Annotated in this window: 17 protein-coding genes; 1 reads left to right on the top strand and 16 read right to left on the bottom strand. The window is 64.6% G+C overall.

What is annotated here, in order from left to right; genetic code table 11:
- Nucleotides 1-25 precede the first annotated feature (25 nt).
- The 4 genes from H3S97_RS07495 to H3S97_RS07480 all read right to left on the bottom strand — a co-directional run bounded on the left by H3S97_RS07495 (nucleotide 26) and on the right by H3S97_RS07480 (nucleotide 9,748).
- Complete coding sequence (locus H3S97_RS07495; protein WP_198220153.1) at nucleotides 26-4,186, bottom strand: DNA-directed RNA polymerase subunit beta'; 4,161 nt, start codon at nucleotides 4,184-4,186, stop codon at nucleotides 26-28.
- A gap of 88 nt (nucleotides 4,187-4,274) precedes the next feature.
- Nucleotides 4,275-7,841 (bottom strand): DNA-directed RNA polymerase subunit beta, encoded by a 3,567-nt coding sequence (gene rpoB, locus H3S97_RS07490; protein WP_198220152.1) that lies wholly within the window; start codon nucleotides 7,839-7,841, stop codon nucleotides 4,275-4,277.
- A 194-nt stretch (nucleotides 7,842-8,035) separates the two neighbouring features.
- Entirely contained in the window at nucleotides 8,036-8,686 is a 651-nt protein-coding gene (locus tag H3S97_RS07485; RefSeq protein ID WP_198220151.1) for a hypothetical protein, read from the bottom strand.
- A gap of 30 nt (nucleotides 8,687-8,716) precedes the next feature.
- Complete coding sequence (locus tag H3S97_RS07480) at nucleotides 8,717-9,748, bottom strand: A/G-specific adenine glycosylase (protein WP_198220150.1); 1,032 nt, start codon at nucleotides 9,746-9,748, stop codon at nucleotides 8,717-8,719.
- A 90-nt stretch (nucleotides 9,749-9,838) separates the two neighbouring features.
- Between H3S97_RS07480 and H3S97_RS07475 the strand changes: the two genes are divergently transcribed.
- Nucleotides 9,839-10,492, top strand: coding sequence for a tRNA (cytidine(34)-2'-O)-methyltransferase (locus H3S97_RS07475; protein ID WP_198206066.1), 654 nt, complete (start codon nucleotides 9,839-9,841; stop codon nucleotides 10,490-10,492).
- 15 nt (nucleotides 10,493-10,507) lie between these two features.
- Here the strand turns inward: H3S97_RS07475 and H3S97_RS07470 are convergent, their stop codons facing one another.
- The 12 genes from H3S97_RS07470 to H3S97_RS07415 form a co-directional block, all read right to left on the bottom strand.
- Entirely contained in the window at nucleotides 10,508-11,872 is a 1,365-nt protein-coding gene (locus H3S97_RS07470; protein ID WP_198186819.1) for a PFL family protein, read from the bottom strand.
- Nucleotides 11,873-11,882: 10 nt separating this feature from the next.
- Nucleotides 11,883-12,155, bottom strand: coding sequence for an ACT domain-containing protein (locus tag H3S97_RS07465; RefSeq protein WP_029677784.1), 273 nt, complete (start codon nucleotides 12,153-12,155; stop codon nucleotides 11,883-11,885).
- 114 nt (nucleotides 12,156-12,269) lie between these two features.
- Nucleotides 12,270-13,532 carry a galactokinase gene (galK, locus tag H3S97_RS07460; RefSeq protein WP_198220149.1) on the bottom strand — a complete coding sequence of 421 codons (1,263 nt, stop codon included), beginning with the start codon at nucleotides 13,530-13,532 and terminating at the stop codon, nucleotides 12,270-12,272.
- Nucleotides 13,529-14,812 (bottom strand): galactose-1-phosphate uridylyltransferase, encoded by a 1,284-nt coding sequence (gene galT, locus H3S97_RS07455; RefSeq protein ID WP_198220148.1) that lies wholly within the window; start codon nucleotides 14,810-14,812, stop codon nucleotides 13,529-13,531. Before galT ends, galK begins: the two co-directional genes overlap by 4 nt.
- An 82-nt stretch (nucleotides 14,813-14,894) precedes the next feature.
- Nucleotides 14,895-15,770 carry a DeoR/GlpR family DNA-binding transcription regulator gene (locus tag H3S97_RS07450; RefSeq protein ID WP_332468276.1) on the bottom strand — a complete coding sequence of 292 codons (876 nt, stop codon included), beginning with the start codon at nucleotides 15,768-15,770 and terminating at the stop codon, nucleotides 14,895-14,897.
- Between the two features lie 218 nt (nucleotides 15,771-15,988).
- Complete coding sequence (locus H3S97_RS07445; protein WP_198220146.1) at nucleotides 15,989-16,732, bottom strand: polyprenol monophosphomannose synthase; 744 nt, start codon at nucleotides 16,730-16,732, stop codon at nucleotides 15,989-15,991.
- Between the two features lie 8 nt (nucleotides 16,733-16,740).
- The gene (locus H3S97_RS07440) at nucleotides 16,741-18,102 is read right to left on the bottom strand and encodes an NADH:flavin oxidoreductase/NADH oxidase (RefSeq protein ID WP_198220145.1); all 1,362 of its coding nucleotides are present in this window, start codon (nucleotides 18,100-18,102) and stop codon (nucleotides 16,741-16,743) included.
- Between the two features lie 88 nt (nucleotides 18,103-18,190).
- Complete coding sequence (locus H3S97_RS07435) at nucleotides 18,191-20,476, bottom strand: transglycosylase domain-containing protein (RefSeq protein WP_232356369.1); 2,286 nt, start codon at nucleotides 20,474-20,476, stop codon at nucleotides 18,191-18,193.
- A 41-nt stretch (nucleotides 20,477-20,517) separates the two neighbouring features.
- Complete coding sequence (locus H3S97_RS07430; RefSeq protein ID WP_198220144.1) at nucleotides 20,518-21,237, bottom strand: Crp/Fnr family transcriptional regulator; 720 nt, start codon at nucleotides 21,235-21,237, stop codon at nucleotides 20,518-20,520.
- A gap of 123 nt (nucleotides 21,238-21,360) precedes the next feature.
- Nucleotides 21,361-22,608 carry a lipoate--protein ligase family protein gene (locus tag H3S97_RS07425; RefSeq protein WP_198220143.1) on the bottom strand — a complete coding sequence of 416 codons (1,248 nt, stop codon included), beginning with the start codon at nucleotides 22,606-22,608 and terminating at the stop codon, nucleotides 21,361-21,363.
- Nucleotides 22,590-23,537, bottom strand: a complete 948-nt coding sequence (locus tag H3S97_RS07420) for a TM2 domain-containing protein (protein ID WP_232356368.1) — start codon at nucleotides 23,535-23,537, stop codon at nucleotides 22,590-22,592. The genes H3S97_RS07425 and H3S97_RS07420 overlap by 19 nt, the downstream gene beginning before the upstream one ends.
- Nucleotides 23,538-23,567: 30 nt before the next feature.
- Nucleotides 23,568-24,611 carry a 3-isopropylmalate dehydrogenase gene (locus H3S97_RS07415; RefSeq protein WP_045935085.1) on the bottom strand — a complete coding sequence of 348 codons (1,044 nt, stop codon included), beginning with the start codon at nucleotides 24,609-24,611 and terminating at the stop codon, nucleotides 23,568-23,570.
- Nucleotides 24,612-24,647 lie beyond the last annotated feature (36 nt).

Here is a 24,647-nt window from a genome sequence, read left to right as displayed (position 1 = left end):
CTGCGGCTACTGGCCTTGCATGCGCTCACTGGTTGGAGTGCTGGTCCTCCGAGGAGGAGAAGGTGGCTGAACCAGGCTGCTGGGACGGCTTCTGATCGGAGTCACTGCCGTCTGCGGCATCCGGGGATCCCGCGCCTGTGGCAGCCGTCTGATCGCCCGCCCCGGCTGAGGGATCCTGCACGTTGGGGGTGTCCAGATGGCTCTGGCCGCCCTGGTCGTTGAGGAAGTCGTCCGGGTTGAAGTCGTCGCCCAGCTTCAGATCTCCGAAGTCGATGTTGGAGAAGTCCACATCGTTCAGGTCGGCGTCGCTCAGATCCACGTCGCTGCCACCCAGACCGAAGTTGGGGTAGATGGTGTCGCGGATGGCCTTGTCGGGCTCCACTGTGGCGTTGCGGTACCTGGCCAGGCCGGTGCCGGCAGGGATCAGCTTGCCGATGATCACGTTCTCCTTGAGGCCCTTCAGGTCGTCGACCTTCTGGTTCAGGGCGGCCTCGGTGAGCACGCGGGTCGTCTCCTGGAAGGAGGCGGCCGACAGCCAGGAGTCGGTGGCCAGGGAGGCCTTGGTGATGCCCATGAGTTCGGGGCGTCCAGCGGCCGGCTTGCCTCCGGCCTTGACGGCCTTCATGTTGGCGGCCTTGAACTTGGCCTGGTCGACCAGCTCGCCGGGCAGCAGGTCGGTGTCGCCCGAGTCGATGACCGTCACGCGGCGGAGCATCTGGTGGACGATGACCTCGATGTGCTTGTCGTGGATGTCCACGCCCTGGGAGCGGTAGACCGTGTGCACCTCGTTGACGATGTTCACCTGGGCGGCACGCGGGCCGAGGATGCGCAGGATCTTCTTGGGATCCACGGAGCCCTCGATCAGCTGGGTGCCGGCCTCGACATGCTGTCCATCCTTGACCATCATGGGCGCACGGCGGGTGACCGGGTAGGTCAGCGCCTCCACGGAGGTGTCGTCCGGGGTCAGGGTCACCTGACGGCCGCGGTCGGTGTCCTCCACCTTGACGGTGCCGGGGAACTCAGCGATGGGAGCCTCGCCCTTGGGGGTACGGGCTTCGAAGAGCTCGGTGACACGGGGAAGACCCTGGGTGATGTCGGAGGCCGAAGCCACACCGCCGGAGTGGAAGGAACGCAGCGTCAGCTGGGTGCCGGGCTCGCCGATGGACTGGGCGGCCACAATGCCCACGGCCTCGCCGACATCCACCAGCTTGTTGGTGGCCAGGGACCAGCCGTAGCACTTGGCACACACCCCGCGGGTGGACTCGCAGGTCAGGACCGAACGGGCCTTGACCTCCTCCACGCCGTGGGCGACCATGTCGCGCAGCACATCCATGGACAGGGCGTCGCCGCGCTTGTAGAGCACGGTCTTGCCATCCTTGGGGTCGATGACGTCGGCGGCCAGGAGCCTGGAGTAGGGTCCGCCGTCGGCGGCCTTGACCAGGACCAGGTTGCCCTGCTCGTCGCGCTCGGCCACCTTCATGGTCAGACCGCGCATGGTGCCGCAGTCCTCCTCGCGTACGATCACGTCCTGGGAGACATCGACCAGACGACGGGTCAGGTAGCCCGACTCGGCGGTACGCAGTGCGGTGTCGGCCAGACCCTTGCGGGCACCGTGCTGGGAGATGAAGTACTCCAGCACCGACAGACCGTCGTGGTAGTTGGACTTGACCGGTCGAGGAATGATCTCGCCCTTGGGGTTGGCCACCAGGCCTCGCATACCGGCGATCTGGCGGATCTGCATCCAGTTGCCTCGTGCCCCGGACTGGACCATGATGTTCACGTTGTTGTCCGGAGTGAAGTGCTTCTGCATGGCGTCAGCCACCTTGTCGGTGCATTCGGTCCACAGGTTGATCAGCTCCTGACGGCGCTCCTCGTCGGTCAGCAAACCCATGTCGTACTGGGAGTTGACCTTGGCGGCCTGCCCCTGGTACTCGTTGACGATCTCGCCGCGCTCGGGCGGCACCACGATGTCGGAGAAGGCCATGGTCACGCCGGACCACTGGGCCCGGGTGAAGCCCAGATCCTTCAGGGCATCCAGGGTGGCCGCCACCTGGGCGGTCGAGTACCGGGTGGCGATGTCGTCCACGATGCCGGACAGCTTGCCCTTGGGTACCTGCTCGTTGATGAAGGGGTAGTCCACAGGCAGCGTCCGGTTGAACAGGACCCGCCCATAGTTGGTGGCGAAGAGCCTGGAGCCGTCCTTGAAGACCTCCTCCTTGACCACGTCAGGGCTGCCGGGCTCAGGGTCGACGACCTTGAGGTCACCGGGCTTCCAGTCCTTGGGCATGACGAAGTCGGCGGGCACCCGCAGCAGGATCTTGGCCTGCATGTCGATCTCGCCCAGGTCCAGAGCCATCCGGGCCTCGGCCAGGCTGGAGAAGATCCGGCCCTGGCCCTTGGCACCGTCAACCACGGTGGTCAGGTAGTACAGACCCAGAATCATGTCCTGGGAGGGCATGGTGACCGTATGGCCGTCGGCGGGCTTGAGGATGTTGTCGGAGGCCAGCATGAGCGAGCGGGCCTCAGCCTGGGCTTCTGCCGACAGGGGCAGGTGGACTGCCATCTGGTCGCCGTCGAAGTCGGCGTTGAAGGCCGCGCATGCCAGCGGGGGCAGGTGGATGGCCTTGCCCTCGACCAGGATGGGCTCGAAGGCCTGGATGCCCAGACGGTGCAGCGTAGGCGCACGGTTGAGCAGGACGGGGTGCTCGGAGATGACCTCCTCCAGCACGCCCCAGACCTCGGGGTCGCCGCGGTCGACCAGACGCTTGGCGCTCTTCATGTTCTGCGCGTAGTTGAGGTCCACCAGCCGCTTGATGACGAAGGGCTTGAAAAGCTCCAGGGCCATGGGCTTGGGCAGGCCGCACTGGTGCATGCGCAGGGAGGGCCCGACCACGATCACGGAACGGCCGGAGTAGTCCACGCGCTTGCCCAGCAGGTTCTGACGGAAGCGGCCCTGCTTGCCCTTGAGCATGTCTGCCAGGGACTTCAGGGGACGGTTGGAGGCTCCTGTGACGGGGCGGCCACGACGGCCGTTGTCGAAGAGGGAGTCCACAGCCTCCTGGAGCATGCGCTTCTCGTTGTTGAGCATGATCTCGGGGGCGCCCAGCTCGATCAGACGCTTGAGCCTGTTGTTGCGGTTGATGACGCGCCGGTAGAGGTCGTTCAGGTCGGAGGTGGCGAAACGGCCGCCGTCCAGCTGCACCATGGGGCGCAGGTCGGGCGGAATGACCGGGACGACATCCAGGACCATGGCCTCGGGCTTGTTGCCGGTGTTCAGGAAGGCGGAGACCACCTTGAGCCGCTTCAGGGCACGGGCCTTGCGCTGGCCCGAGCCGGTGTCGATCTCGTGGCGGAGCTCCTTGGCGGCAGCCTCCAGGTCGAAGTCCTGCAGGCGCTTCTTGATGGCCTCGGCGCCCATGCAGCCCTCGAAGTAGTCACCGTAGCGGTCCTGCATCTCCCGCCACAGATCCACATCGCCTTCCATGTCGCCGGGCTTCAGGGTCTTGAAGCGGTCGAAGACGGCGGTGATCCGCTGGATCTGGTCGTCGTAGCGCTTGCGGATGGCGGTCATGTCCCGCTCGGCCCCGTTGCGCAGACGTGCCTTCATGGAGCCCTTGACCTCGTCGGTCTTCTCCAGCTCGGCCAGGTCCTCCTCCAGCTTCTTGGCGCGCTTGTCAATCTCCAGGTCGCGCTTCTTCTCCAGCTGGTTGATCTCGTTGTCGAACTCGTCCTGCAGGTCGGGCAGATCCTTGTGGCGCTGCTCCTCATCCACCTTGGTGACCATGTAGGCCGCGAAGTAGATGACCTTCTCCAGGTCCTTGGGCGCGATGTCCAGCAGGTATCCCAGCCGGGAGGGCACGCCCTTGAAGAACCAGATGTGGGTGACGGGGGCGGCCAGTTCGATGTGGCCCATACGCTCGCGGCGGACGCGGGAACGGGTGACCTCAACGCCGCAGCGTTCGCAGACGATCCCCTTGAAACGCACGCGCTTGTACTTGCCGCAGGCGCATTCCCAGTCGCGGGTGGGTCCGAAGATCTGCTCGCCAAACAGGCCGTCCTTCTCGGGCTTCAAGGTACGGTAGTTGATGGTTTCGGGCTTCTTGACCTCGCCATAGCTCCAGCCGCGGATGTCGTCGGCCGTGGCCAGTCCGATTCTCAGTTTGTCAAATGCATTGACGTCCAGCACTCTGTGTCCTGTCTCTGATCTTGTAACTGCTCTGAAGTTTGCCTCTTGGCGGGATGCCCTTCAGACGGGCATCCCTGTGACTGGTGGTTCAGCGGTACTCCGGCTCGGGAGCGGACTGGTCGGCCTTGGCGGCGGCGTCCGGACGGGCGCCGATGTTGAAGCCCAGGTCGTCGGAGGCGGCGCTCGGGTCGTCGTCCTCGTCCTTCATCTCGATGACGTTGCCTTCCGCGTTGAGCACCTCCACGTTCAAGGAGAGCGACTGCATCTCCTTGAGCAGCACCTTGAAGGATTCGGGGATGCCGGCCGCCGGCAGGTTCTCCCCGCGCACGATGGCTCCATAGGCCCGGACACGGCCGTCCACGTCGTCGGACTTGGTGGTCATCATCTCGTGCAGGGTGTAGGCGGCGCCGTAGGCCTCCAGGGCCCAGACCTCCATCTCACCGAAGCGCTGGCCGCCGAACTGGGCCTTGCCGCCCAGGGGCTGCTGGGTGATCATGGAGTAGGGTCCGGTGGACCGGGCGTGAATCTTGTCGTCGACCAGGTGATGGAGCTTGAGCATGTACATGTAGCCCACGGAGATGGGCTTGGTGAAGGGCTCGCCGGTGCGGCCGTCGTAGAGCACGGCCTTGCCGTCATCGCCCACCAGGCGCTCGCCGTCACGGTTGGGCAGGGTGGTCTTGAGCAGACCGTTCAAGGCGTCCTCACGCACGCCGTCGAAGACCGGGGTGGCCACGGCGGTGCCGGGCTCGGCCTTCTCGGCACCTGCCGGGATGTGCTTCTTCCACTCGGCCTCCAGGTCGGGATCCAGACTGATGTCCCAGCCGGAGTGGGCGATCCACCCCAGGTGGAGTTCCAGGACCTGTCCCAGGTTCATACGGGAGGGCACGCCCAGCGGGTTGAGCATGATGTCGATGGGGGTGCCATCGGCCATGAAGGGCATATCCTCCTCGGGCAGGATCCTCGAGATGACGCCCTTGTTGCCGTGGCGGCCCGAGAGCTTGTCGCCCTGGGTGATCTTGCGGTGCTGGGCGATGTAGACCCGGATCATCCGGTTGACGCCGTTGGGCAGCTCGTCGCCGTCCTCCTCGGCATCCTCGCGGGTGACCTCCTTGACCTCGATGACCGTTCCGGTCTCGCCGTGAGGAACCCTGAGGCTGGTGTCGCGCACCTCGCGACTCTTCTCGCCGAAGATGGCCCGCAGGAGCCGCTCTTCGGGTGTCAGCTCGGTCTCGCCCTTGGGGGTGACCTTGCCGACCAGGATGTCCCCGGCCTCGACCTCGGCGCCGATGCGGATGATGCCGCGCTCGTCCAGGTTGGCCACCGCATCCTCGCCCACGTTGGGCAGGTCGCGGGTGATCTCCTCGGCGCCCAGCTTGGTCTCGCGGGCGTCGGTCTCGTACTCCTCGATGTGGATGGAGCTCAGGGTGTCGTCCTGGACCAGCCGCTGGGAGATGATGACGGCGTCCTCGTAGTTGTAGCCGTTCCAGGGCATGAAGGCCACCAGGACGTTCTTGCCCAGGGCCATCTCGCCCTTCTCGGTGGCGGGGCCGTCAGCCAGGACCGTGCCGGCCTCGACCCGCTCCCCGTCCTTGATCAGGGGGACCTGGTTGTAGCAGGTGGTCTGGTTGGACCGCTGGAACTTGGCCAGCTTGTAGGAGGACTGGGTGCCGTCGTCATTCATGACGCGGATGATGTCGGCGGAGACGTAGGTGACCACGCCCGGCTTCTCGGACAGGATGACATCGCCCGAGTCGATGGCGGAGCGCCACTCGGAGCCGGTGCCCACCAGGGGACGCTCGGACTTGACCAGGGGGACGGCCTGACGCTGCATGTTGGTGCCCATCAGTGCTCGGTGGCCCTCGTCATGCTCCAGGAATGGAATCAGGGAGGCGCCCACCGAAACCATCTGCCGGGGGGAGACATCCATCAGGTCCACCTGGGAGACGGGCACATCCTTGGCCTCGGCCTCGGCGTCACGCACCAGGGCCTCGTCCTCGACGAAGTGTCCGGTCTCGTCGATCTCCTGGTTGGCCTGGGCGATGGTGTGCTCGGACTCCTGATCGGCGGTCATGTAGACCACGTCGTCGGTCACCTGGCCATCGATGACCTTGCGGTAGGGGGTCTCGATGAAGCCGAAGGGGTTGACCCGGGCGAAGGTTGCCAGGGAGCCGATCAGGCCGATGTTGGGGCCTTCAGGGGACTCGATGGGGCACATGCGTCCGTAGTGGGAGGGGTGCACATCGCGCACCTCCATGGAGGCGCGGTCGCGGGACAGGCCGCCGGGGCCCAGGGCCGAGAGACGACGCTTGTTGGTCACGCCGGCCAGCGGGTTGTTCTGATCCATGAACTGGCTCAGCTGGGAGGTTCCGAAGAACTCCTTGATGGTGGCGTTGACCGGGCGGATGTTGATCAGGGACTGCGGGGTGATGGCCTCCGCGTCCTGGGTGGTCATCCTCTCACGGACCACGCGCTCCATACGGCTCAGGCCGGTGCGCAGCTGGTTCTGGATCAGCTCGCCCACCTGACGGATGCGGCGGTTGCCGAAGTGGTCGATGTCGTCCACGTCCACCCGCAGCTCGATGTCCTTGCCGTCGCGGCGGCCGGGGAAGGTCTGCCCGCCGGCATGCAGGGTCACCAGGTACTTCAGGGTGGCGATGATGTCCTCGGGATGCAGGCTGCGGTCGTTGAAGTCGGCCTCAAGACCCAGCTTGCGGTTGATCTTGTAGCGGCCGACCCGGGCCAGGTCGTATCGCTTGGTGTTGAAGTAGAAGGAATCCAGCAGGTTGCGGCCGGCCTCGGGCGAGGCTGTGTCCGCGGGCCGGATCTTGCGGTAGAGGTCGGTCAGGGCCTCGTCCTGGGTCTCGATGGTCTCCTTCTCCAGGGCGTCCAGCACCAGTGGATAGCCCTTGAAGGCCTTGCGGATCTGCGGCTTGGTCATGCCGATGGCCATGAGGAAGACGATGGCGGACTGCTTGCGCTTGCGGTCCACGCGCACGCCCAGCACATCGCGCTTGTCGATCTCGAACTCCAGCCAGGCGCCCCGGCTGGGGATGATCTTGGCCCCGAAGATCTCCTTGTCGGAGTTGCGGTCCTGGGTGCGGTCGAAGTAGACGCCGGGAGAGCGGACCAGCTGGGAGACGATGACGCGCTCCGAGCCGCCGATGATGAAGGTGCCGTGGGGGGTCTGCAGCGGGAAGTCGCCCATGAAGACGGTCTGCGACTTGATCTCGCCGGTGTCCCCGTTCTCGAACTCGGCGTTCACGTACAGGGGGGCGGAGTAGGTGTAGTCCTTCTCCTTGCACTCCTGGACCGTGTGCCGGGGCTCCTCGAAGTAGGGATCGGAGAAGGTCAGGCTCATGGTCTGCGCGAAGTTCTCGATGGGAGAGATCTCCTGGAAGACCTCATCCAGGCCCGAGACGGGGGCCACGGTATGGGTCCCGTTGACCCGATCCTCCTCGACACGCTTCTTCCAGCGGTCATTGCCGACCAGCCAGTCGAAGCTATCGGTCTGCACGCCCAGGAGGTAGGGCACCTCGATGGGTTCGCGGATGGATCCGAAATTGACACGATCGGTGGCCTTGTGCAGTTTGATATCGTGTTCGTCAGCGCGTGCCTGCGTTGCGGTGGTACTACTTACAGCTTTATTGGCAGCCAAAATGGACGTTCCTTATCGCTCGCCGTACTCGATCATTCCTGTTACCCCAGGGAGATGCCGAATGGCCGCCATATGCCTATTCGCGGGCATCTCCTCGATGATGTATGCCCGCTATATGACACACCTCATGCAAAGACAAAACTATAGCAGACAAGAACCATGGATGCAATCGGCGTGTCGTCTTGGAAAAGCTGCTATTGGACCATGACCGGCACTGGCTGGGAGACCACATTGGAATCGGCCTTGAGCACCAGCTTGGCCTGGTAGGAACCGGCCTTGACCCGGGGCAGCTTCTGGTCGGGCTGACAGCTCTCCTGGCTCCTGTCGGCATGCCAGGTGATGGTCTGCACATCCTTGTCTCCTGTGGCCATGAGCAGGGTGCGCGCCCCCACCGGGCAGGCATCGGAGCGCCAGACGGTATCCTGACCGCTGGTGATGACCAGCACCCGGCCACCGTCGGAACCGTCCACCAAGCATGAGCCCGTTCCCTTGTGCCGGATGGTCACCGTAAAGTCGATGGACCCGCCGACCCCAGTGCTGGGATCGGGCGCAGCCAGCTCCAGGGCCAAATCCCCCTTGTCGCAGTCAGGAGCCCCGGAGGAACGCTTCTTGCCGGCGTCCTTCTTCTGCTTGTCCTTGTCCCTGGATTTGGTCTTTGTGGTCTGCTGGGCGCTGGTCGAGGCTCCCTGGCCCCCATCACCTCCACGCAGGGCTCTGATGCCGGCCCCCACGCCCCAGACCAGGCCAGCGCAGACCAGCAGGAAGAGCACCGCCAGCAGGGCGGCCGCAATCCTCCGGCGACGATACATCCGCCGCTTCTTCTCGCTCATGCGTCGCTTGGCCATACTTCTCCAGTCTAATCGCCGGGGCGGCCTTCACTTCGGCAGACTCAGACTGCCATCCTGGCCGATCTCCAGAAGACCATCCTCGTCCAGGGATGCGATGCACCGATCAAGCCGGATTTCGTCCTTGCACAGGGGTTTCAGATCCTTCCTTGGGACAGGCGCGCCCGAAGCCTGCCGCAGGGCCTGAAGGATGGCGCCGCGGACCTGCCGGTCGGTGCCTGCGAAGCGTTGCCGGGGCCTGGTCCTGCCTGCGCCCAGACCGGGCAGTCCGGCCTTGAGAAAGCGGCAATGGCCGGCCAGAGGGCATATGTCGCAGGCCGGCTTGCGGGCGATGCAGACCGTGGCACCCAGCTCCATGACGGCCTGGTTCCATCGGGCCGAGGGCGGCTCCCGCCAGGCTGCCGACCTGACCTTCGGATCAGCCAGTCCCAGACGGCCACTGCCGCCATCTTCCTGGACACCGCTGTCTTCGGCACCGATATCCTCCGGCCCTCCGTCCTCGGGCAGGACCTGCCAGGCCAGCTGGCGCTCCTCTCGACTGGCAGCGCCCCCGGTGGATTCATGCCCCAGAAAGACCCTGGAAAGCACCCTGCGGATATTGGTGTCGATGACGGCGATCCTCTCGCCGTAGGCAAAGCTCATGACAGCGCTGGCCGTGTAGTCGCCGATGCCAGGCAGGGCCACCAGCTGGTCGTAGTCACGGGGCAGCCGGTCTGCATACTGGCCGGCCACCTGCTGCGCACACTCCTGCAGGCGCAGGGCTCGGCGCGGGTAGCCCAACCGGCCCCAGGCCGTGATGACCTCGGCCTTGGGTGCAGCAGCCAGGGAGGCCGCATCCGGCCAGACCTTCATCCAGGCCGTCCAGTAGGGCACAACCCGGCTCATCTGGGTCTGCTGGCTCATGACCTCGGAGACCAGGACCCCCCAGGGCGTGGTTCGTCCGAAGCGCCAGGGCAGGTCGCGGGCGTATCGGCTCCACCAGTCGAACAGCCGCAGACGGATGGGCTCAGTCTTCGCAAAGGCCGTCTCCGCGTTCTCCATGGTCACACCACCCTTCGCCATCCGGTTCCGCCTCATTCAACGGCCGTATTCTGCCCGACGGTGCCGACCAGCCCTGCCAGGCCTGTCGTTTGGCGACGGTAGGTTGGCCTCATGAACAGGCAGGAGCAGGAGCGGTCAGGCGACCCATCGAAGGCCGTCGAAAGCATGTACGAGTACGGATACCGCAAATCGAATTATGGTCCCGACGAGCTGGTCACCGACGCCCACGGCAACCCTATCTCCGTGGTGGATGCCATGATGAAGGCCGATCAGGCCAGCCGGGTGAAGACCTCCACCCCCCACCTGTGCTACTACTCGCCGCGAATCCCCGGCAACACCGGATCGGCCATCCGCCTGTGCGCCGTGACCGGCACCATCCTGCACCTGATAGAGCCCCTGGGCTTCAACCTCAAGGACACCAAGCTGCGCCGGGCCGGCCTGGACTACCACGACATGGCCCACGTGGTTCTGCACCCGGACTTCGACGACCTGGTCCGCTCCATGCCCGACAGCCGGATCATCGCTTTCACCGCCCACGCCGAAAAGCTCTACACCGAGGTCGACTACCGGCCGGACGACATCCTCCTGTTCGGCCCCGAGCCCGGCGACATCCCCGACCCCATGGACATCATGGCCGGCCCCCACGTGGCCGAACAGGTCAGGCTGCCCATGCGGCCCAGCCTGCGCAGCCTGAACCTGACCAACTGCGCCTCCATAGCCATCTACGAGGCCTGGCGGCAGCTGGGATTCCAAGGCGGCCGCTGAACCCTGCGAGCGCGCTCAGTTCTTGAAACTGTGAATGGGCGCCGGGATGTGTCCGCCCCGATTGACGAAGTCTGCGCAGGAGCGGGTATTGACGGGCACGACCGGACCGCCGCCCATGAGCCCGCCGAACTCGGCCCACTCGCCCACCTGCTTGCCGATGACAGGAATGACCCTGACTGCGGTGGTCTTCTGATTGATCATCCCGATGGCCGCCTCGTCGGCGATCAGGCCGGAGATGGACTCGGCGGAGGTGTCCCCGGGGATGGGGATCATGTCCAGCCCCACCGAGCAGACGCAGGTCATGGCCTCAAGCTTCTCCAGGGTCAGGCTCCCCTCTTGCGCAGCCTGGATCATGGCGGCATCCTCGGACACTGGGATGAAGGCCCCGGACAGCCCGCCCACCGAACTGGAAGCCATGATGCCGCCCTTCTTGACCTGATCGTTGAGGATGGCCAGGGCCGCAGTGGTCCCGGGTGCGCCCACCTGCTCCAGGCCCATGGTCTGCAGGACCTCGCCCACCGAGTCTCCGACAGCCGGGGTGGGTGCCAGTGACAGGTCGATGATCCCGAAGGGGACATCCAAACGACGGCTGGCCTCCTGGGCCACCAGCTGCCCCACCCGGGTGATCTTGAAGGCCGTGCGCTTGATGGTCTCGCAGAGCTGCCCGAAGTCGGCTCCCTTGGCTGATTCCAAGGCGGTCTTGACCACGCCGGGCCCGGAGACCCCCACGTTGATGACGGCCGACCCCTGGCTGACCCCATGGAAACCGCCGGCCATGAAGGGGTTGTCATCCGGGGCGTTGCAGAAGACCACCAGCTTGGTGCAGCCGGAGCTGTCCGAGTCGGCGGTGCTCTCGGCAGTGGCCTTGACGACCCGGCCCATCAGGGCCACGGCATCCATATCGATGCCCGTCCTGGTGGAGCCCACGTTGACGCTGGCGCAGACCCGTTCCGTCTGGCTCAGCGCCCTGGGCAGGGACTTGATCAACAACCGCTCGGCCGGGGTCATGCCCTTGCCGACCAGGGCCGAGTAACCACCAATCAAGTTGACACCGACCTCCTGGGCCGAGCGGTCCAGGGCCTTGGCCACGGTTACATAATCCTCCACGGTGTGGCAGGCTCCGGCGGCCACCAGAGAGATGGGGGTGACGGTGATGCGCTTGTTGACGATGGGAATGCCGTACTCGCGGGCGATGGAGTCCCCGGTGGACACCAGGTCGCCGGCCAGGGAGACGATCCTGCGATGAATGTTCCGGCAGAGCATGTCCACATCCCCGCTCACACAATCCAGCAGGCTGATACCCATGGTGATGGTGCGCACGTCCAGGCGCTCCCGATCGATCATGTCGTTGGTCTCCAGGACCTCGTCACGTGTGATCATGGCTGCCTCCTCAGACCCGGTGCATCCTGGTGAAGATCTCCTCGCGCTGGCAGCGGATGGAGACTCCGATGTCCTCTCCCAGGGATTCCATCCGCTGGCTCAGTGCATCGAAATCATCCCGGCAGGCCGTGCAATCCACAATCATCATCATGGTGAAGAAGCCGTCCAGAATGGTCTGCGAAATGTCCAGCACATTGATACCCTGCTGGGAAAGGTCTGTGCAGACCTTGCCGATGATGCCTATGGCATCCTTGCCCACCACCGTGATGATCGCCTTGTCCATGGCCGTCCTCCTCATCCACCTCACCCTTGACCGGACCCACTGAAAACCGGGACCCCGCTCCTCCAGCTTAGAGGAGCGCCGGGAGAAGCGGGGTCGTGAGGTCTGCAGCCTGATTCAGGATTCGCGCGCAGCCGCCGAGGAGGGCAGGGCGATCAGGGCCCTGGGGGCCTTGAATCCCTTGGAAGCGAATCGTCCGGCGATGTCACGGGCAAGATCGGAACCCTTGCCGGCGTCAGCCAGGGCGATGATGGATCCGCCGAACCCGCCGCCGGTCATGCGAGCCCCGTAGGCCCCACCCTGGCGTGCTGCGTCCACGGCCTCGTCCAACTCCGGGCAGGTGACCTCGTAGTCGTCCCTCAGGGAGTCATGGGAGGCGTTGAACAGGCGGCCCGCCAGGACGTAATCGCCCCTGCCGAAGGCCTCGATGAAGCGGTCCACCCGCCCTATCTCGCTGACGACATGACGGACCCGCCGACGCATGGTCTCATCGGGCAGCCGCTCCAGCAAGGCAGCCAGGGCGGATGGCGGATCAGCAGCCCCATTGACCCGGTCTGCCGCCTGGCGCAGGTTGGCCACCCCCAGCAGATGCGCAGCCTGCTCGCAGGTGGCCCGCCGCTGATCGTATTGACCATCGTTGAGCTGGTGCTGGGCCCTGGTGTCGACCACCAGCAGCTCCAGGCCCGCAGCCTGCAGGTCGAAGGGCACCTGGCGCACGTTGCTCATGGCATCCAGCTCCGGCCGGCAGTCCAGCCGCAGGGCGCAACCGGATCGACACCGCATGGCGGCGCTCTGATCCATGCCGCCGGTGGACGCGCCGGCCATATCGTTCTCAGCCGTGATGGCGGCCTGGATCAGCCTGACCCGGCCAGCCTCGTCACCGCCCAGCCCCAGAGCGAACAGGTCATCCAGGGCCAGGGCCACGGCACAGGTCATGGCCGCCGAGGAGCTCAACCCGGACCCGACTGGCACGCAGGAGGCCAGGGCCAGGTCGAACCCTCGAACCTGGGGGAAGCCATCCCGCTGCAGGGCCCAGGCCACGCCGACCGGATAGGCCGCCCAGCCGCTGACTCCCCTGGCCTGAAGACCATCCAGGTCAGCCTGGACCGGGTTCTCCGGATCCATGCTGGAGACCAGGCGGACCCGGCTGTCCGTCCTGGGACTGGCGGCCACATAGGTACGGTTGGGCAGGGCGATGGGCAGGCAGAGCCCGGCGTTGTAATCCGTGTGCTCGCCGATCAGGTTGACCCGGCCTGGAGCGCTCCAGACGCCCTGGGGATCCTCGCCATAGACCTTCTGGAAGAGCTCGCGGGCCTTGGTAGCCCCTTGGCCGTCAGCTCCCTGGGTCCAGGCCTGTATGAATTGGACTGTCGTCGTCATTGATTCTCTCCATTCTCCAGGTCCAGGGGCCCCAGCTGGCGGAATCGGTCGGCGATCCGCTCAGGAGTGGTGTCCGACACCCAGGCGGCCATGCCTGACTCGGACCCGGCGAGATACTTGATTTTGTCCACGGCACGGCGGAAGGAGAAGAACTGCAGGTTGAGCCGGTAGTCCTCCCGCCGCGGATCGTGCAGTGGGGCCTGGTGCCAGGCGGCGATGTAGGGCAGATCCATCCCCCTGCCGTCGCCCCTGTCGAAGAAGGCGTTGCCCCGCTTGAGCAGGGTGGAATACATGACGGCCAGGTCCCAGCGCTCCTGGTCGTTCAGCTGGTCCAGGCTCAGGATCCCGTCGCGCACGGGGGCCATGTGGACCTCCAGCGGCCAGCGGGCGGCGGCGGGCACATAGGCCACCCAAGTGGCGTTGCGGAAGACGATCCGTCGACCGGAGTCCAGCTCGGCCTTGAGGATGTCCGCCAGGAGGTTGCCGCCGGTGCGTTCCTTGTAGTCGGCGCACTGTCTCAGCTCCTGCTCAAGGCGGGGGGCGATGAAGGGATAGCAGTAGATCTGTCCGTGTGGGTGGGCCAGGGAGACGCCGATCTCCTGTCCATGGTTCTCGAAGGGGAAGATCTGTTCGATGCCCTCCATGGCCGAGATCTCTGCAGTGCGGAAGGCCCAGGCCTCCACCACCGTCCGCAGACGCGAGACAGGCAGATCGGCAGGGAGTGCATGCTCGTCAGGGTCGAAGCAGACCACCTCGCAGCGTCCGTTGGCCTCGCGCACCGGCCAGAGGGGATTGCCGTCCACCAGGGATGGCTGATCGGCCGCCTGCATATCGGGCACCTGCATCATGGAGGGGAAGCGGTTCTCGAAGACCGCCACGTTGTAGTCCACATCGGGGATCTCCCCATCCTGGTAGGGGTCTCCGGGCTTTCTGGCGGCCAGGGGGTTGCCCTTGGCGGTGGCCTGTGGCCCGGCGGTGATGGGCCGGTTCATCCGGGCCGTGGCCATGGGGATCCAGTCTCCGGTCAGAGGGTCCCGGCGCATCTGCGGCGGCTGGAAGGGCACCGTCCTGCCCTCCTGATCCTGGTGCGGGGCGAACCGGTCGGTCAGCGGACGAGGATCGTCCAGACGCCTGGTCCTGCGGCCGGATACATACTCGGGATCATCGTCCAGGTAGAAGAACCGACGCCCGTCGGCCAGCCTGGTGGGGGTGATGCGGATGTGCCCCCTGGCATAGTCGCCGGGAACATACCGTTGGGGGACATACTGCTCTGACTTCATGCTGCTCCTTCATCGTCCGTGATGATTGACAATCCATGGCAACCCGCTATGGCAACCTGCGCACCCCTGTGTGACCGGTCGTTCATTGAATCTGGGCTGCTTTCCCGGCATCGGCCTTAGACACGTCGGAAGAACCCTCTTGAGCCTGGCCTTCCTCGGGGTTGACCGGGACCAGGACCAGCCGCTTGACCAGGGACCGGGTTGCCTCGGCCGACTCGTGGTCCAGCTGGTCGTCGGTGATGACGGTGTCCACCTGGTCGAAGGAGGCGAACAGGGAAAGGGAGGTGCAGCTCCACTTGGTGTGGTCGGTCAGGATGATGGTCCGGTCGGCGATGTCCATCAGGGCCATATCCGTAGCCGCCTCCAAGGAGTTTGGCATCAGGAAACCCCGCGGAATGGAGACCGAGTGGGTCCCCAGGAAGACCGTGTTGACCCGCAGGGAGGCGATGACCTTGTCTGCAATGGGGCCGACCAGGGAGTTGGACCGGGTGATGACACCGCCGGTGACGATGACCTCCACATCCTTGCTCTCCATGGCCTGGACCAGTTCGGCCACGGGGATGGAATTGGTCAGCAGGGTCACGCCCGCGCACTGGCGGCTCTCCAGCAGGTGCTGGGCGAAGACATAGGCCGTGGTCCCTCCCCCGATGGCGATGACGTCGCCCGGGGAGACATAGTCGATGGCGCGACGGGCGATGGTGTCCTTGAGGCCCATGTCCATCTGCGACTTGACCGAGAAGAGCGGCTCAGCCAGAAGCGAGCTGGTGGTGACGGCCCCTCCGTGGACCCTCTTGAGCAGGCCCTTGTCCGCCAGGTCGGCAATGTCACGGCGGATGGTCATGGCGGAGACGCCCAGCTCCTTGGAGAGGGCGGTGATACGGACTGCGCCACGAGTACGCAACCGGTTCAATATCAGATGTTGGCGTTGTGACGATATCATTCGAACATTATCGCACACATTCGCCCAAATTGGCAAGCTGGCAATCGGACTGCGGTCGCTGCCCAGATGCAAGGGCGAAAATCGACATTTCTCAGATACTGGGACCATTCTTCCATACACCTGAGGCTTGCCAGGACTCTTACAGAAATCCAATCACCGAAGTGTAATTTGTCCTTTAAAGTCCCAACAAGGCCTGCAGGGTCGCTTATGAAAACGAACACGAATATGAGCCAATGTCAGTTTCGACGGGTCAACCGTTCAAGTCCCCACAGCGTCACCTGTGCCATGGCCTCCAGCACGATCCCGGCATCCATCTTCGAGCTGCCGCGAACCCGCTCCACGAAGACTATAGGCACTTCGACCACACTGACGCCCATGGCCTGGACTCGGCGCAACATATCCACCTGGAAGACATAGCCGCTGGATCGGACCCTTCCCAGATCGATCCGCCTCAACACGTCCGCTCGATAGACCCGCAGGCCGGCGGTCATGTCCCTTACCGAGGATCCCAGGGCGGTGCGGGCATACCAGGATCCCGCGCGCGAGATCAAATCCCGATGCCAGGGCCAGTGTTGAGTGCGGCCTCCGCGCACCCTGCGCGAGCCGATGACCAAGCCCGGATGCGTTTCTCCTCGGGCCACAGCCAGCATCCTGGCCAGATCCTGAGGTCGGTGGGAACCGTCCATATCCATCTCGCAGATCAGGTCATAGCCATGCTCCAGCGACCAACGGAACCCCTGTACGTAGGCTGGACCCAACCCGCGGCGGGCATGCCGATGGATGACGTGCACGCGAGGATTGCCACTGGCCATATCCTCAGCCAGGGCGCCGGTGCCGTCCGGCGAGTTGTCGTCGACGACCAGGACATCGACCTCGGGGCAGCATGCCAAAAGCCGAGGAAGGGTCACCCCGATGTTGTCAGCCTCCTGGTAGGTGGGCATGACCACAACGATCCCTGCTCCGCCACGAACAACGTCCATGGCCGCTCTCAGCGTGCGATGCCGTAGGCCCCGCGCCGGTAAGGCTCAGGGTAGGGGGCCTGCTGAGCGGACAGCCCCAGTTTGTAGGCGGCCCTGAGCGGCCAGTAGGGGTCGCGCAGGCAAGCTCGACCGATCTCGACCGCATCGGCCAGGCCCTTGCGCACGATCCGATCAGCCTGCCTGGGCTTGGTGATCAGCCCCACCGCAGTGGTGGGAATCAGCACCTGGCTGCGCACCTGGTAGGAGAAGGGCACCTGGTAGTTGGGAGCGGCCGGAATCTTCACGCCTGGCACCAGACCCCCGGTGGAAACGTCAATCAGGTCCACCCCATGCAGCTTGAGCACCTTGGCAGTGCGGATGGTCTCGTCCAGGCCCCAACCGCCGGTGGCCCAGTCGGTGGCGGACATGCGCACCAGCAGGGGCATGCCCGAGGGAATGACCTCGCGCACGGCATCGGTCACCTGGATCAGCAGGCGCATCCTGCCGGACAGGTCGCCCCCGTACTCGTCGTTTCGTCGGTTGATCAGGGGATCAAGGAATTGGGAGAGCAGGTAGCCGTGGGCGGCATGCAGCTCCACTGCCAGGAAGCCGGCCTGAACGGCTCGCACGGCAGCGGAGCGGAAGTCGGCCACGATGGAGGCTATCTGGGCCCGCGAAAGCTGGACGGGGACCGCCATCCGCCCAAAGGCGATGGGGCTTGGGCCTACAGGTTGCCAGCCGCCCTCGGCCACGGGCACGGTGGCGTTGATGTAGCCCATGGAGGAGCACCCGGAGGAACCCTTGCGACCAGAGTGGTTGAGCTGGACGATGGGCACTGCCCCGGCGGCCTTGACATCCCGGACGATGCCCTGCCAGGCCCTGGTCTGCTCGTCGTTCCACAGTCCCACATCGCAGGGCGAAATCCGCCCCTGGGGATTGACGGCCGTGGCCTCCCCAATGACGACTCCGAAGCCGCCCAGGGCCCGGGACACATAGTGCTGGTAGTGGAAGTTGGTAGGAACCCCGTCGTGCCGCAGGGCCGAATAGGTGTCCATGGGCGGCATCCAGATCCTGTTGCGGATATGCTGGTCGCGCAGTTCCATGGGCTGGAAGAGCGCAGGCAGGGCCCTCTCCCGCCTTCTGCCTGATTTTGATTTCCCAGCCTTTTTGGACCTTTTGTCCTTCTTGCCCTTCTTGGCCGATTTGACCCCCTTGGCAGCCTTGCCAGCCTTCTTCTTTCCGTCGGCAGCATCCGACTCGAAGGGCCGGATCGGTTTGGAGACATCCAGCCTGCCGGAGCCGCTCACCGGCCCTGGCATCGCCTGATCTTCCTTGACCCGGCTGTCGGCCCGAGGGGCCTTGTCATCCAGCTCTGAGTATTCCTGGACCATCAGTTCCTGCCTCTCCCGGCGGGCGGCCGCACCCCTCGTGGTCCGCCCGTTGACGAATCCCTCATGGTCTCCATTGTAGGCACAGGCCCTAGTCCTCCGGCGAATCCACCGTCTGCGACTGGTCCTGACTGGTCCGCTGGTTGCCTTCTTGACCTCCTTGGCTGTGACGGTAGCTCTGCCGTTGTCTGCCCGAGGACCGTTGCTGGGACTGCTGGGACGGCTGAGGCTGCTGGACCCCGCCGGTGAACCGGGGATCGGGATTGCCATAGGAGTTGTCCGGCTGGATATTGGCTGCGGCCAGGTAGGTGTTCATGAAGTCCTTCCAGGCCGGGGTGGCGATATACATGCCGTACCAGGTGTGCATGGACCTTCCGTTGATGGTCCTGTTGGTGAAGGAGACCTGACCCTCCGCATTGCCCACGGTGACGAAGGCGGCCACCTGGGGCACGAATCCGCCGGTCAGCATGTACTTGTCCTCATGGGTGCCGGTCTTGGCGAAGGTCTTGCGTCCCCCGTCCAGCTGGGTCGTGGATGCCTCGCCTCCTGGCTGGACAACGCCCTGGTTGAGTGCATAGGCGGCGGTCTCGGCGATGCCCGGATCGATGGCCTGATGGCAGTTGGCCTTGGGCACCTTGACGGACTTGCCGTTCTTGTCGATCACCTTGGTCATGGCTATGGGGCTGCAGGCCACCCCCTTGGCGGCGATGGTGGCGTAGACGTTGGCCATGGTCAGCGGGGAGGCCTGGACCGCACCAATGACCATAGGCGGCTGGAAGGTGTTGACCGAGTGGATGTCCATCTGATCCTTGGGCGAATTGTGGTAGCCCATCTCCTTGGCCGTATCGGCTATGGTGCACAGACCGATCTGCTGGGCCATGGAGGCCTGGGTGGTGTTGTGCGAACGCACCAGACCCTGCAGGGGGGTCTCCGGAGATGTGGTGCCGCCGCCGGAGTTCTCCACATGCCAACTGCCGGTGCCGAACCCGTAGGGGGTGCCGTCCGCCATCTTGCAGGCGAAGGAGGTCTGAGGGTAGCTGGTGGAGGTGCGCAGGGGCTGGTTGATGGATTTGCCGGCCTTCATCCAGGACACCAGGTTGATGGGCTTCCAGGTCGATCCCACAGGGAAACCCCAGCCGCCGCCGTCGACCTGATCCACAGCGTAGTTGATGGCCGTTCGTGTGCCGCCGCCCGAGTCCTGGGTGGCATCGTAGATGCGGTTGATGCCGAAGCCCAGGACCTCGCCTGTGCCCGGGCGGATGGAGGCTATCGTGACCTCGAAGCCGCTTCGATCATCGACGGGGATGGTGTCCCGGGCCGCCTTCATGGCTGCAGCGTTGGCGTTGACGTCCATGGTGGTGTAAATATCCAGGCCGCCCTCCTTGAGGAGCTTGTTGCGCTCCTCCTGGCTCTTGCCGAACTCCTTGGAGTTGAGGATCTGCTTGGTCACGTAATCGCAGAAGAAGGCTGCGTCCCCAGCCGCCTGGCATCCGGCATCGACCGACTGCACGTGCAGCATCTGGTCCAGAGGCTTGGCCTTGTTCTCGTCATACTGGCGCTGGGTGATGTAGTTCTCCTGACGCATCAGATCCAGGACGATGTCCCGCTGCTCCTGGGAGGCCTTGATATTGACGGTTGGATCGAAGCGGGCGGGATTCTTGGTCACGGCGGCGATGGTGGCGGCTTCGCCCGGATCCAGGTCCTTGGCCGACTTGCTGAAGTAGCGCCTGGCCGCCGACTCAACCCCGTAAACGTTGGTGCCGAACTGAGCTATGTTCAAATACCCTTGAAGAATCTCGGCCTTGGAGTACTTCTTCTCCATCTGCACCGCAATCAGCATCTCCCGCATCTTGCGGGCTATGGTCTCCTCCTGGGCGTGGTACTCGGCGATGGGGTCGTTGTTCTCCTCAGCCTGGCTCATGAGCACATTCTTGACATACTGCTGCGTCAGGGAGGAGCCTCCCTGGGTGTCGCCCTGTTTGATGTAGGTCTGGATGAAGGCCCTGAGCACGCCCTGGGTGTCCACGCCGGCATGCTCGAAGAAACGACGGTCCTCGCGGGCCACCACGGCCTTCTGCATGTAGTCGGAGACGTCCTTGATGGGCACCACGATTCTGTTCTGCGCATAGAAGGTGGCGATGACCGTATGCCCGTCGGAGGCGTAGAGGCGGGACTGCTGGGGCAGATCGTTGACGTTGAAGTCGATGTTGTCCGTCTTCAGGGCAGGCATCAGATTCCTGGAGGCGGCGTTGATGCCGAAGACAGCGGGGAACAGGAAACCAGAGACGACCACGCCACCTGCGACGCAGAAGATGAGGTAAGCCAGCAGCAGCGTGAAGAAGCGCCTGACCGACATGGATTTCTTTTGTTCGGGCATGGTCTCCATCCTAGGCCGTCGGCTCTACCGAACAGTGGCGTTCACATGCGCGAGCGTCGAATCAGCGGTCCGGGCTGGAAAATGATGATGGTGCGGCCTTTGCGAGAGATCCATCCCCGGTTGGAGAAGTCCATCAGAGCCTTGTTGACGGTCTCTCGTGAGGCACCGACCAGCTGGGCCAGCTCCTCCTGAGTCAGGTCGTAAGGAACCATCAGCCCCTGCTCGAAGGGTTCGCCGAAGCGTGTGGCCAGATCCAGCAGGGTCTTGGCCAGGCGGGCCGGCACGTCCAGGAAGACCAGGTCGGAGATGCGCTCGTTGTCGGTCCGCAGTCGGTGGGCCAGCACCTGAAGCATGTCCACAGCCACCTTGGGATGCTGGTTGAGCCAGTCGAAGAGGGCATCGTGGTCCAGGGCAGCCACCTTGGTCTTGTTGACCATGACAACGGCCGAGGCGGTACGCGGCCCGCCAGAGGGGTCAAAGACGGGAATCTCACCCAGGATCTCCCCGCGCCCGTGGATGCTGAGCAGCTGGATGCGACGGTCGGGCGACTGGCGGACCAGCTTGACCCGGCCCTCCTCCAGCAGATACATGCGGTGGTCGGTGTCCCCCTGTCGAAAGACCGTGGACCCCTTGGCGTAGGTGGACTCGTGCATGCTGTCCAAAAGCTGATCGGCATCCAGCCTGGGCACCTGTTTGAATAAGGCGGTCTGCCTGAGGGCGTTCCCGTCATCGGGAATCTCGTTGGGCTTGTGAACCGCCATACTCCGCACTCCTTTTCGCCATGTCTGGCGGGTCTGCACCGACTCACGCATGGTTGATGACCTCACGCCGGGTTCGACGCGACTGAGCACGATTATACCCACACATATCAACCCCTTGCCGGGTCAGGCGATCTGGGCGGTCCACTCCTCACGGCCGTAGCGTTGCCGGGTCAGAGTGCGGGCCCGCTGCTCGACCTCGGGCGCTGGACTGGATATATGCAGATCCGCCACCAGGGAGGGCAGGGTATCCAGAAGGGCATCGATCAGGGATTGACGGGACAGAGTGGTCTGCCTGTCGATGGGGTCCACCCGACTTCTGACCGAGGTCACGGCCTTGTCACGGAACTTCTCCGGGTCCACGTTGAGCACCTGGGCCATCAGATCGGCATCCACCGAATAGGAAAGCGTGGTGTGGTGGAGCAGCCCGCCCGGTCCGCGGGAGCCTGCCGGCAGCCTGCGCTGGGCGGCGCCACCCATCTTGCCCTGCGGGGAGGCGATGTCATTCATGCCCTGCCAGCCCGCCTGGATCCCCAGCATGCGCAGACCACGAACCAGCCAATAGTCGCAGATACGGTAGGAGTCGATCATGTCCGCCCCCTTGACGAAGTCCAGGGGCAGATAGAGTGAATAGGTGATGGCCCGGTCGGGCTGAATGACCATGGTGCCACCTCCGGTGCAGCGACGGACCAGGGTAAAGCCCAGACTGCGTGCCCGCTCGACGTGGACCTCCCGGCTCAGGGACTGGAAGCGCCCCAGGATCACCGCCGGCGCCGCCCAGTTCCAGATGCGCAGGGTGGGCGGCAACTGGCCTTGGGCCACAGCGTCATTGAGAGCCTGGTCCATGGCCATCTGCATGACCGGCTGACGTGGACGGTCCCTGATCAGGTCCAGCTTCAGGCCAGACCAACGGCGGCGGCATTCGGCCTGGTCCGGCTGGGAATGACTGGAAAACGTCTGGTCCGACGCTGATGACAGTCGGTCGGGCTCGCCTTGTCCGTGAATGACCAGCCCATCCGGCAGGGCACGCTCCAGCGCGGTCACCAGGGTCCATGGGGACACACCGACTACCCGTTGGCCATCCCCTTCTGCCATGACCCTGCCCAGCTTTTCCAGAGCCAGACCAGGATCCAAGGGCAACGGGAGGTCGCAGATTGCGGACTCCAGCCGCGATACCGGCCCATGATCTTCCTCGGATTCCTGAGAGGCTACCGGGGCTGGCTCCGTGAAGAAGTCGCCGTCAATCCTGCATGAGGCGATGAACGGACGGGAGTCGGACCCCTGGCCCAGGGTCAGGGTTACGGCCGCCAGCTTGCCGCCCATCTGCTTGCCGACGCCGCGCAGACGGGCCAGGTTCAATCCATCAGCTCCCATCCGCGAGCGTCACGATGCCAGAAGGAGCCGGTCGAGGATGTCAGAATCAGGATGCCTTCGATAAGTCCCCAGATTATGGCGATGGTCGGCCCAATGAAGAAGAAGGGGAAGCCGATCAGGGTGAGCATGAGCTGGGCCACGCCCCGCCCGGTCCTGCCCAGGTAGAAGTTGCCCACACCGAAGCAGCCCAGAAAGATGCTGAGCAAACCGGCCGCCAGCTTGCTGTGTGGAGTGGGCGAGATGGGATAGGGGCCGTTGCCGTTGGGCATAGCCCCGGGGTAACCGCCCTGGGGCATGCCCGGGTAGGGCCAGGGCGTGGAGGCCTGCGGAGGATATTGCCCGCCGGGATACTGATTGCCGGGATACGGACCCGCCGGGTATTGATTGCCCGGATACCCACCCTGGGGGTATTGGCCGGACGGATACTGGCCGGGATAGCCCGGTCCCGGCTGATAGGGCCTTTGGGGATTCTGACCGCCAGGATACTGTCCACCGGAATACTGTCCAGCAGGATATTGCTGACCGGTTGGATATTGCTGACCGGTCGGATAACCGGCGGTCGGATACTGATTGGGCCGGTAGGGCCCTGCCTGATAGGCCCCAGGATATTGGCCGCCATTCTGAGGGGCGAACGGATATCCGGCATTGGCCCTCTGCCCGGTCGGATACCCACCACCATAAGGGTTCTGGCCGGAGGAATACTGACCGGTCTGGTACGGATTCTGATTCCCGCCGCCAACGCCATGACCGGCGGGATAGCCCGGAGCCTGCCGCTGACCGTCAGCTGCTCCTGCAGGAGCGTCCCCACCGGCGGACTCCCGATGTTCGGGCGGTTTCTGCGGGGAGGGGGAGGAGCCGAAGCCAGGATTCCCTGTCGGCGTATCGCTGGACTGCCGGTCGTCCGGCTGGGGGGCATCATCCATAGTCATGCCCTCCAGTCTAGCCGACAACCGGCCTGATCACAGACGAGCCAGAATATCCCTGCCGATCTGCTCGGTGCTCCTCTGGGTGGAGCCGGAGCGCTCGATGTCGTCCTCCACGGCCCGCTCAATACTGGCCGCCTCTTCCTCGAAGCCCAGATGATCCAGAAGCATTCCCGCCGAGAGAATGGCCGCCGTGGGGTTGGCGATCCCCTTGCCGGCTATGTCAGGAGCGGATCCGTGGATGGGTTCGAACATGGATGGGTAGGTGCCTGAGGCGTTGATGCAGCCGGAGGCCGAGTACCCCACGCCTCCCACCACGGCCCCCGCCTCGTCCGTGAGGATGTCGCCGAAGAGGTTGTCGGTCACGATCACGTCGAAGCGGCTGGGCTCGGTGACCATGAATATGGTGGAGGCATCGATGTGCAGATATTCGCGCTCCACATCGGGATACTCCTGGCCCACCTGGTCGACCAGCCGCTGCCACATGTCTCCCGCATTGGTCAGCACGTTCTTCTTGTGGACCAGGGTCAGACGGCGGCGACGCTTCATGGCCAGCTGGAAGGCGTAGCGGATGACCCGTTCCGCCCCGTAGGCCGTGTTGATGGAAACCTCGGTGGCCACCTCCTGGGGAGTGCCCCGGCGAATGGAGCCGCCAGCCCCGGCGTAGAGCCCCTCGGTACCCTCCCGCACGACCACGAAATCGATGTCGCCCGGGTCGGCCAGGGGCGACACCACCCCCTTGTAGAGCTTGGAAGGCCGCAGATTGACGTACTGGTCCAGCTCGAAACGCATTTTGAGCAGCAGTCCCCGCTCCAGGATGCCGGCCTTGATGCGGGGGTCGCCGATGGCCCCCAGGAGGATGGCGTCCTGCTGCTTGAGCCGGTCCAGGTCCTCGTCTGGCAGAACGGCTCCATCACGCAGGTAGCGCTCAGCGCCCAGGTCAAAGTCCTCGTAGCGAATGTCGGCCTTGCCCCGGGTGACCTTCTCCAGAACGGCCTGAGCTTGGGGAACAATCTCCTTGCCGATGCCGTCACCGGCAATGACCGCAATGTGATATGTTTTCTGCTTGCTATTTGTCATACCCCGAGCATAACGAGACTGCCAGGGCCCTTTCCT

It is taken from the genome of Bifidobacterium choladohabitans (genome assembly GCF_016102005.1).
Classification (GTDB): Bacteria; Actinomycetota; Actinomycetes; order Actinomycetales; family Bifidobacteriaceae; genus Bombiscardovia; species Bombiscardovia choladohabitans.
The sequence above is the reverse complement of the archived record's forward strand: the minus strand, read 5'-3'. Positions and strand labels throughout refer to the sequence as shown.

Excerpts from the sequence above, each read along its gene's own strand:
- H3S97_RS07425 (WP_198220143.1), bottom strand. The coding sequence starts at position 22,608 with ATGGGAGCTGATGGATTGAACCTGGCCCGTCTGCGCGGCGTCGGCAAG.
- H3S97_RS07445 (WP_198220146.1), bottom strand. The coding sequence starts at position 16,732 with ATGGACGTTGTTCGTGGCGGAGCAGGGATCGTTGTGGTCATGCCCACC.
- H3S97_RS07470 (WP_198186819.1), bottom strand. The coding sequence starts at position 11,872 with ATGATCACACGTGACGAGGTCCTGGAGACCAACGACATGATCGATCGG.
- H3S97_RS07430 (WP_198220144.1), bottom strand. The coding sequence starts at position 21,237 with ATGGCGGTTCACAAGCCCAACGAGATTCCCGATGACGGGAACGCCCTC.
- H3S97_RS07480 (WP_198220150.1), bottom strand. The coding sequence starts at position 9,748 with ATGGCGAAGGGTGGTGTGACCATGGAGAACGCGGAGACGGCCTTTGCG.
- H3S97_RS07475 (WP_198206066.1), top strand. The coding sequence starts at position 9,839 with ATGAACAGGCAGGAGCAGGAGCGGTCAGGCGACCCATCGAAGGCCGTC.
- H3S97_RS07435 (WP_232356369.1), bottom strand. The coding sequence starts at position 20,476 with ATGCCCGAACAAAAGAAATCCATGTCGGTCAGGCGCTTCTTCACGCTG.
- H3S97_RS07415 (WP_045935085.1), bottom strand. The coding sequence starts at position 24,611 with ATGACAAATAGCAAGCAGAAAACATATCACATTGCGGTCATTGCCGGT.
- H3S97_RS07485 (WP_198220151.1), bottom strand. The coding sequence starts at position 8,686 with ATGGCCAAGCGACGCATGAGCGAGAAGAAGCGGCGGATGTATCGTCGC.
- H3S97_RS07420 (WP_232356368.1), bottom strand. The coding sequence starts at position 23,537 with ATGACTATGGATGATGCCCCCCAGCCGGACGACCGGCAGTCCAGCGAT.
- H3S97_RS07465 (WP_029677784.1), bottom strand. The coding sequence starts at position 12,155 with ATGGACAAGGCGATCATCACGGTGGTGGGCAAGGATGCCATAGGCATC.
- galT (WP_198220148.1), bottom strand. The coding sequence starts at position 14,812 with ATGAAGTCAGAGCAGTATGTCCCCCAACGGTATGTTCCCGGCGACTAT.
- galK (WP_198220149.1), bottom strand. The coding sequence starts at position 13,532 with ATGACGACGACAGTCCAATTCATACAGGCCTGGACCCAGGGAGCTGAC.
- H3S97_RS07440 (WP_198220145.1), bottom strand. The coding sequence starts at position 18,102 with ATGGTCCAGGAATACTCAGAGCTGGATGACAAGGCCCCTCGGGCCGAC.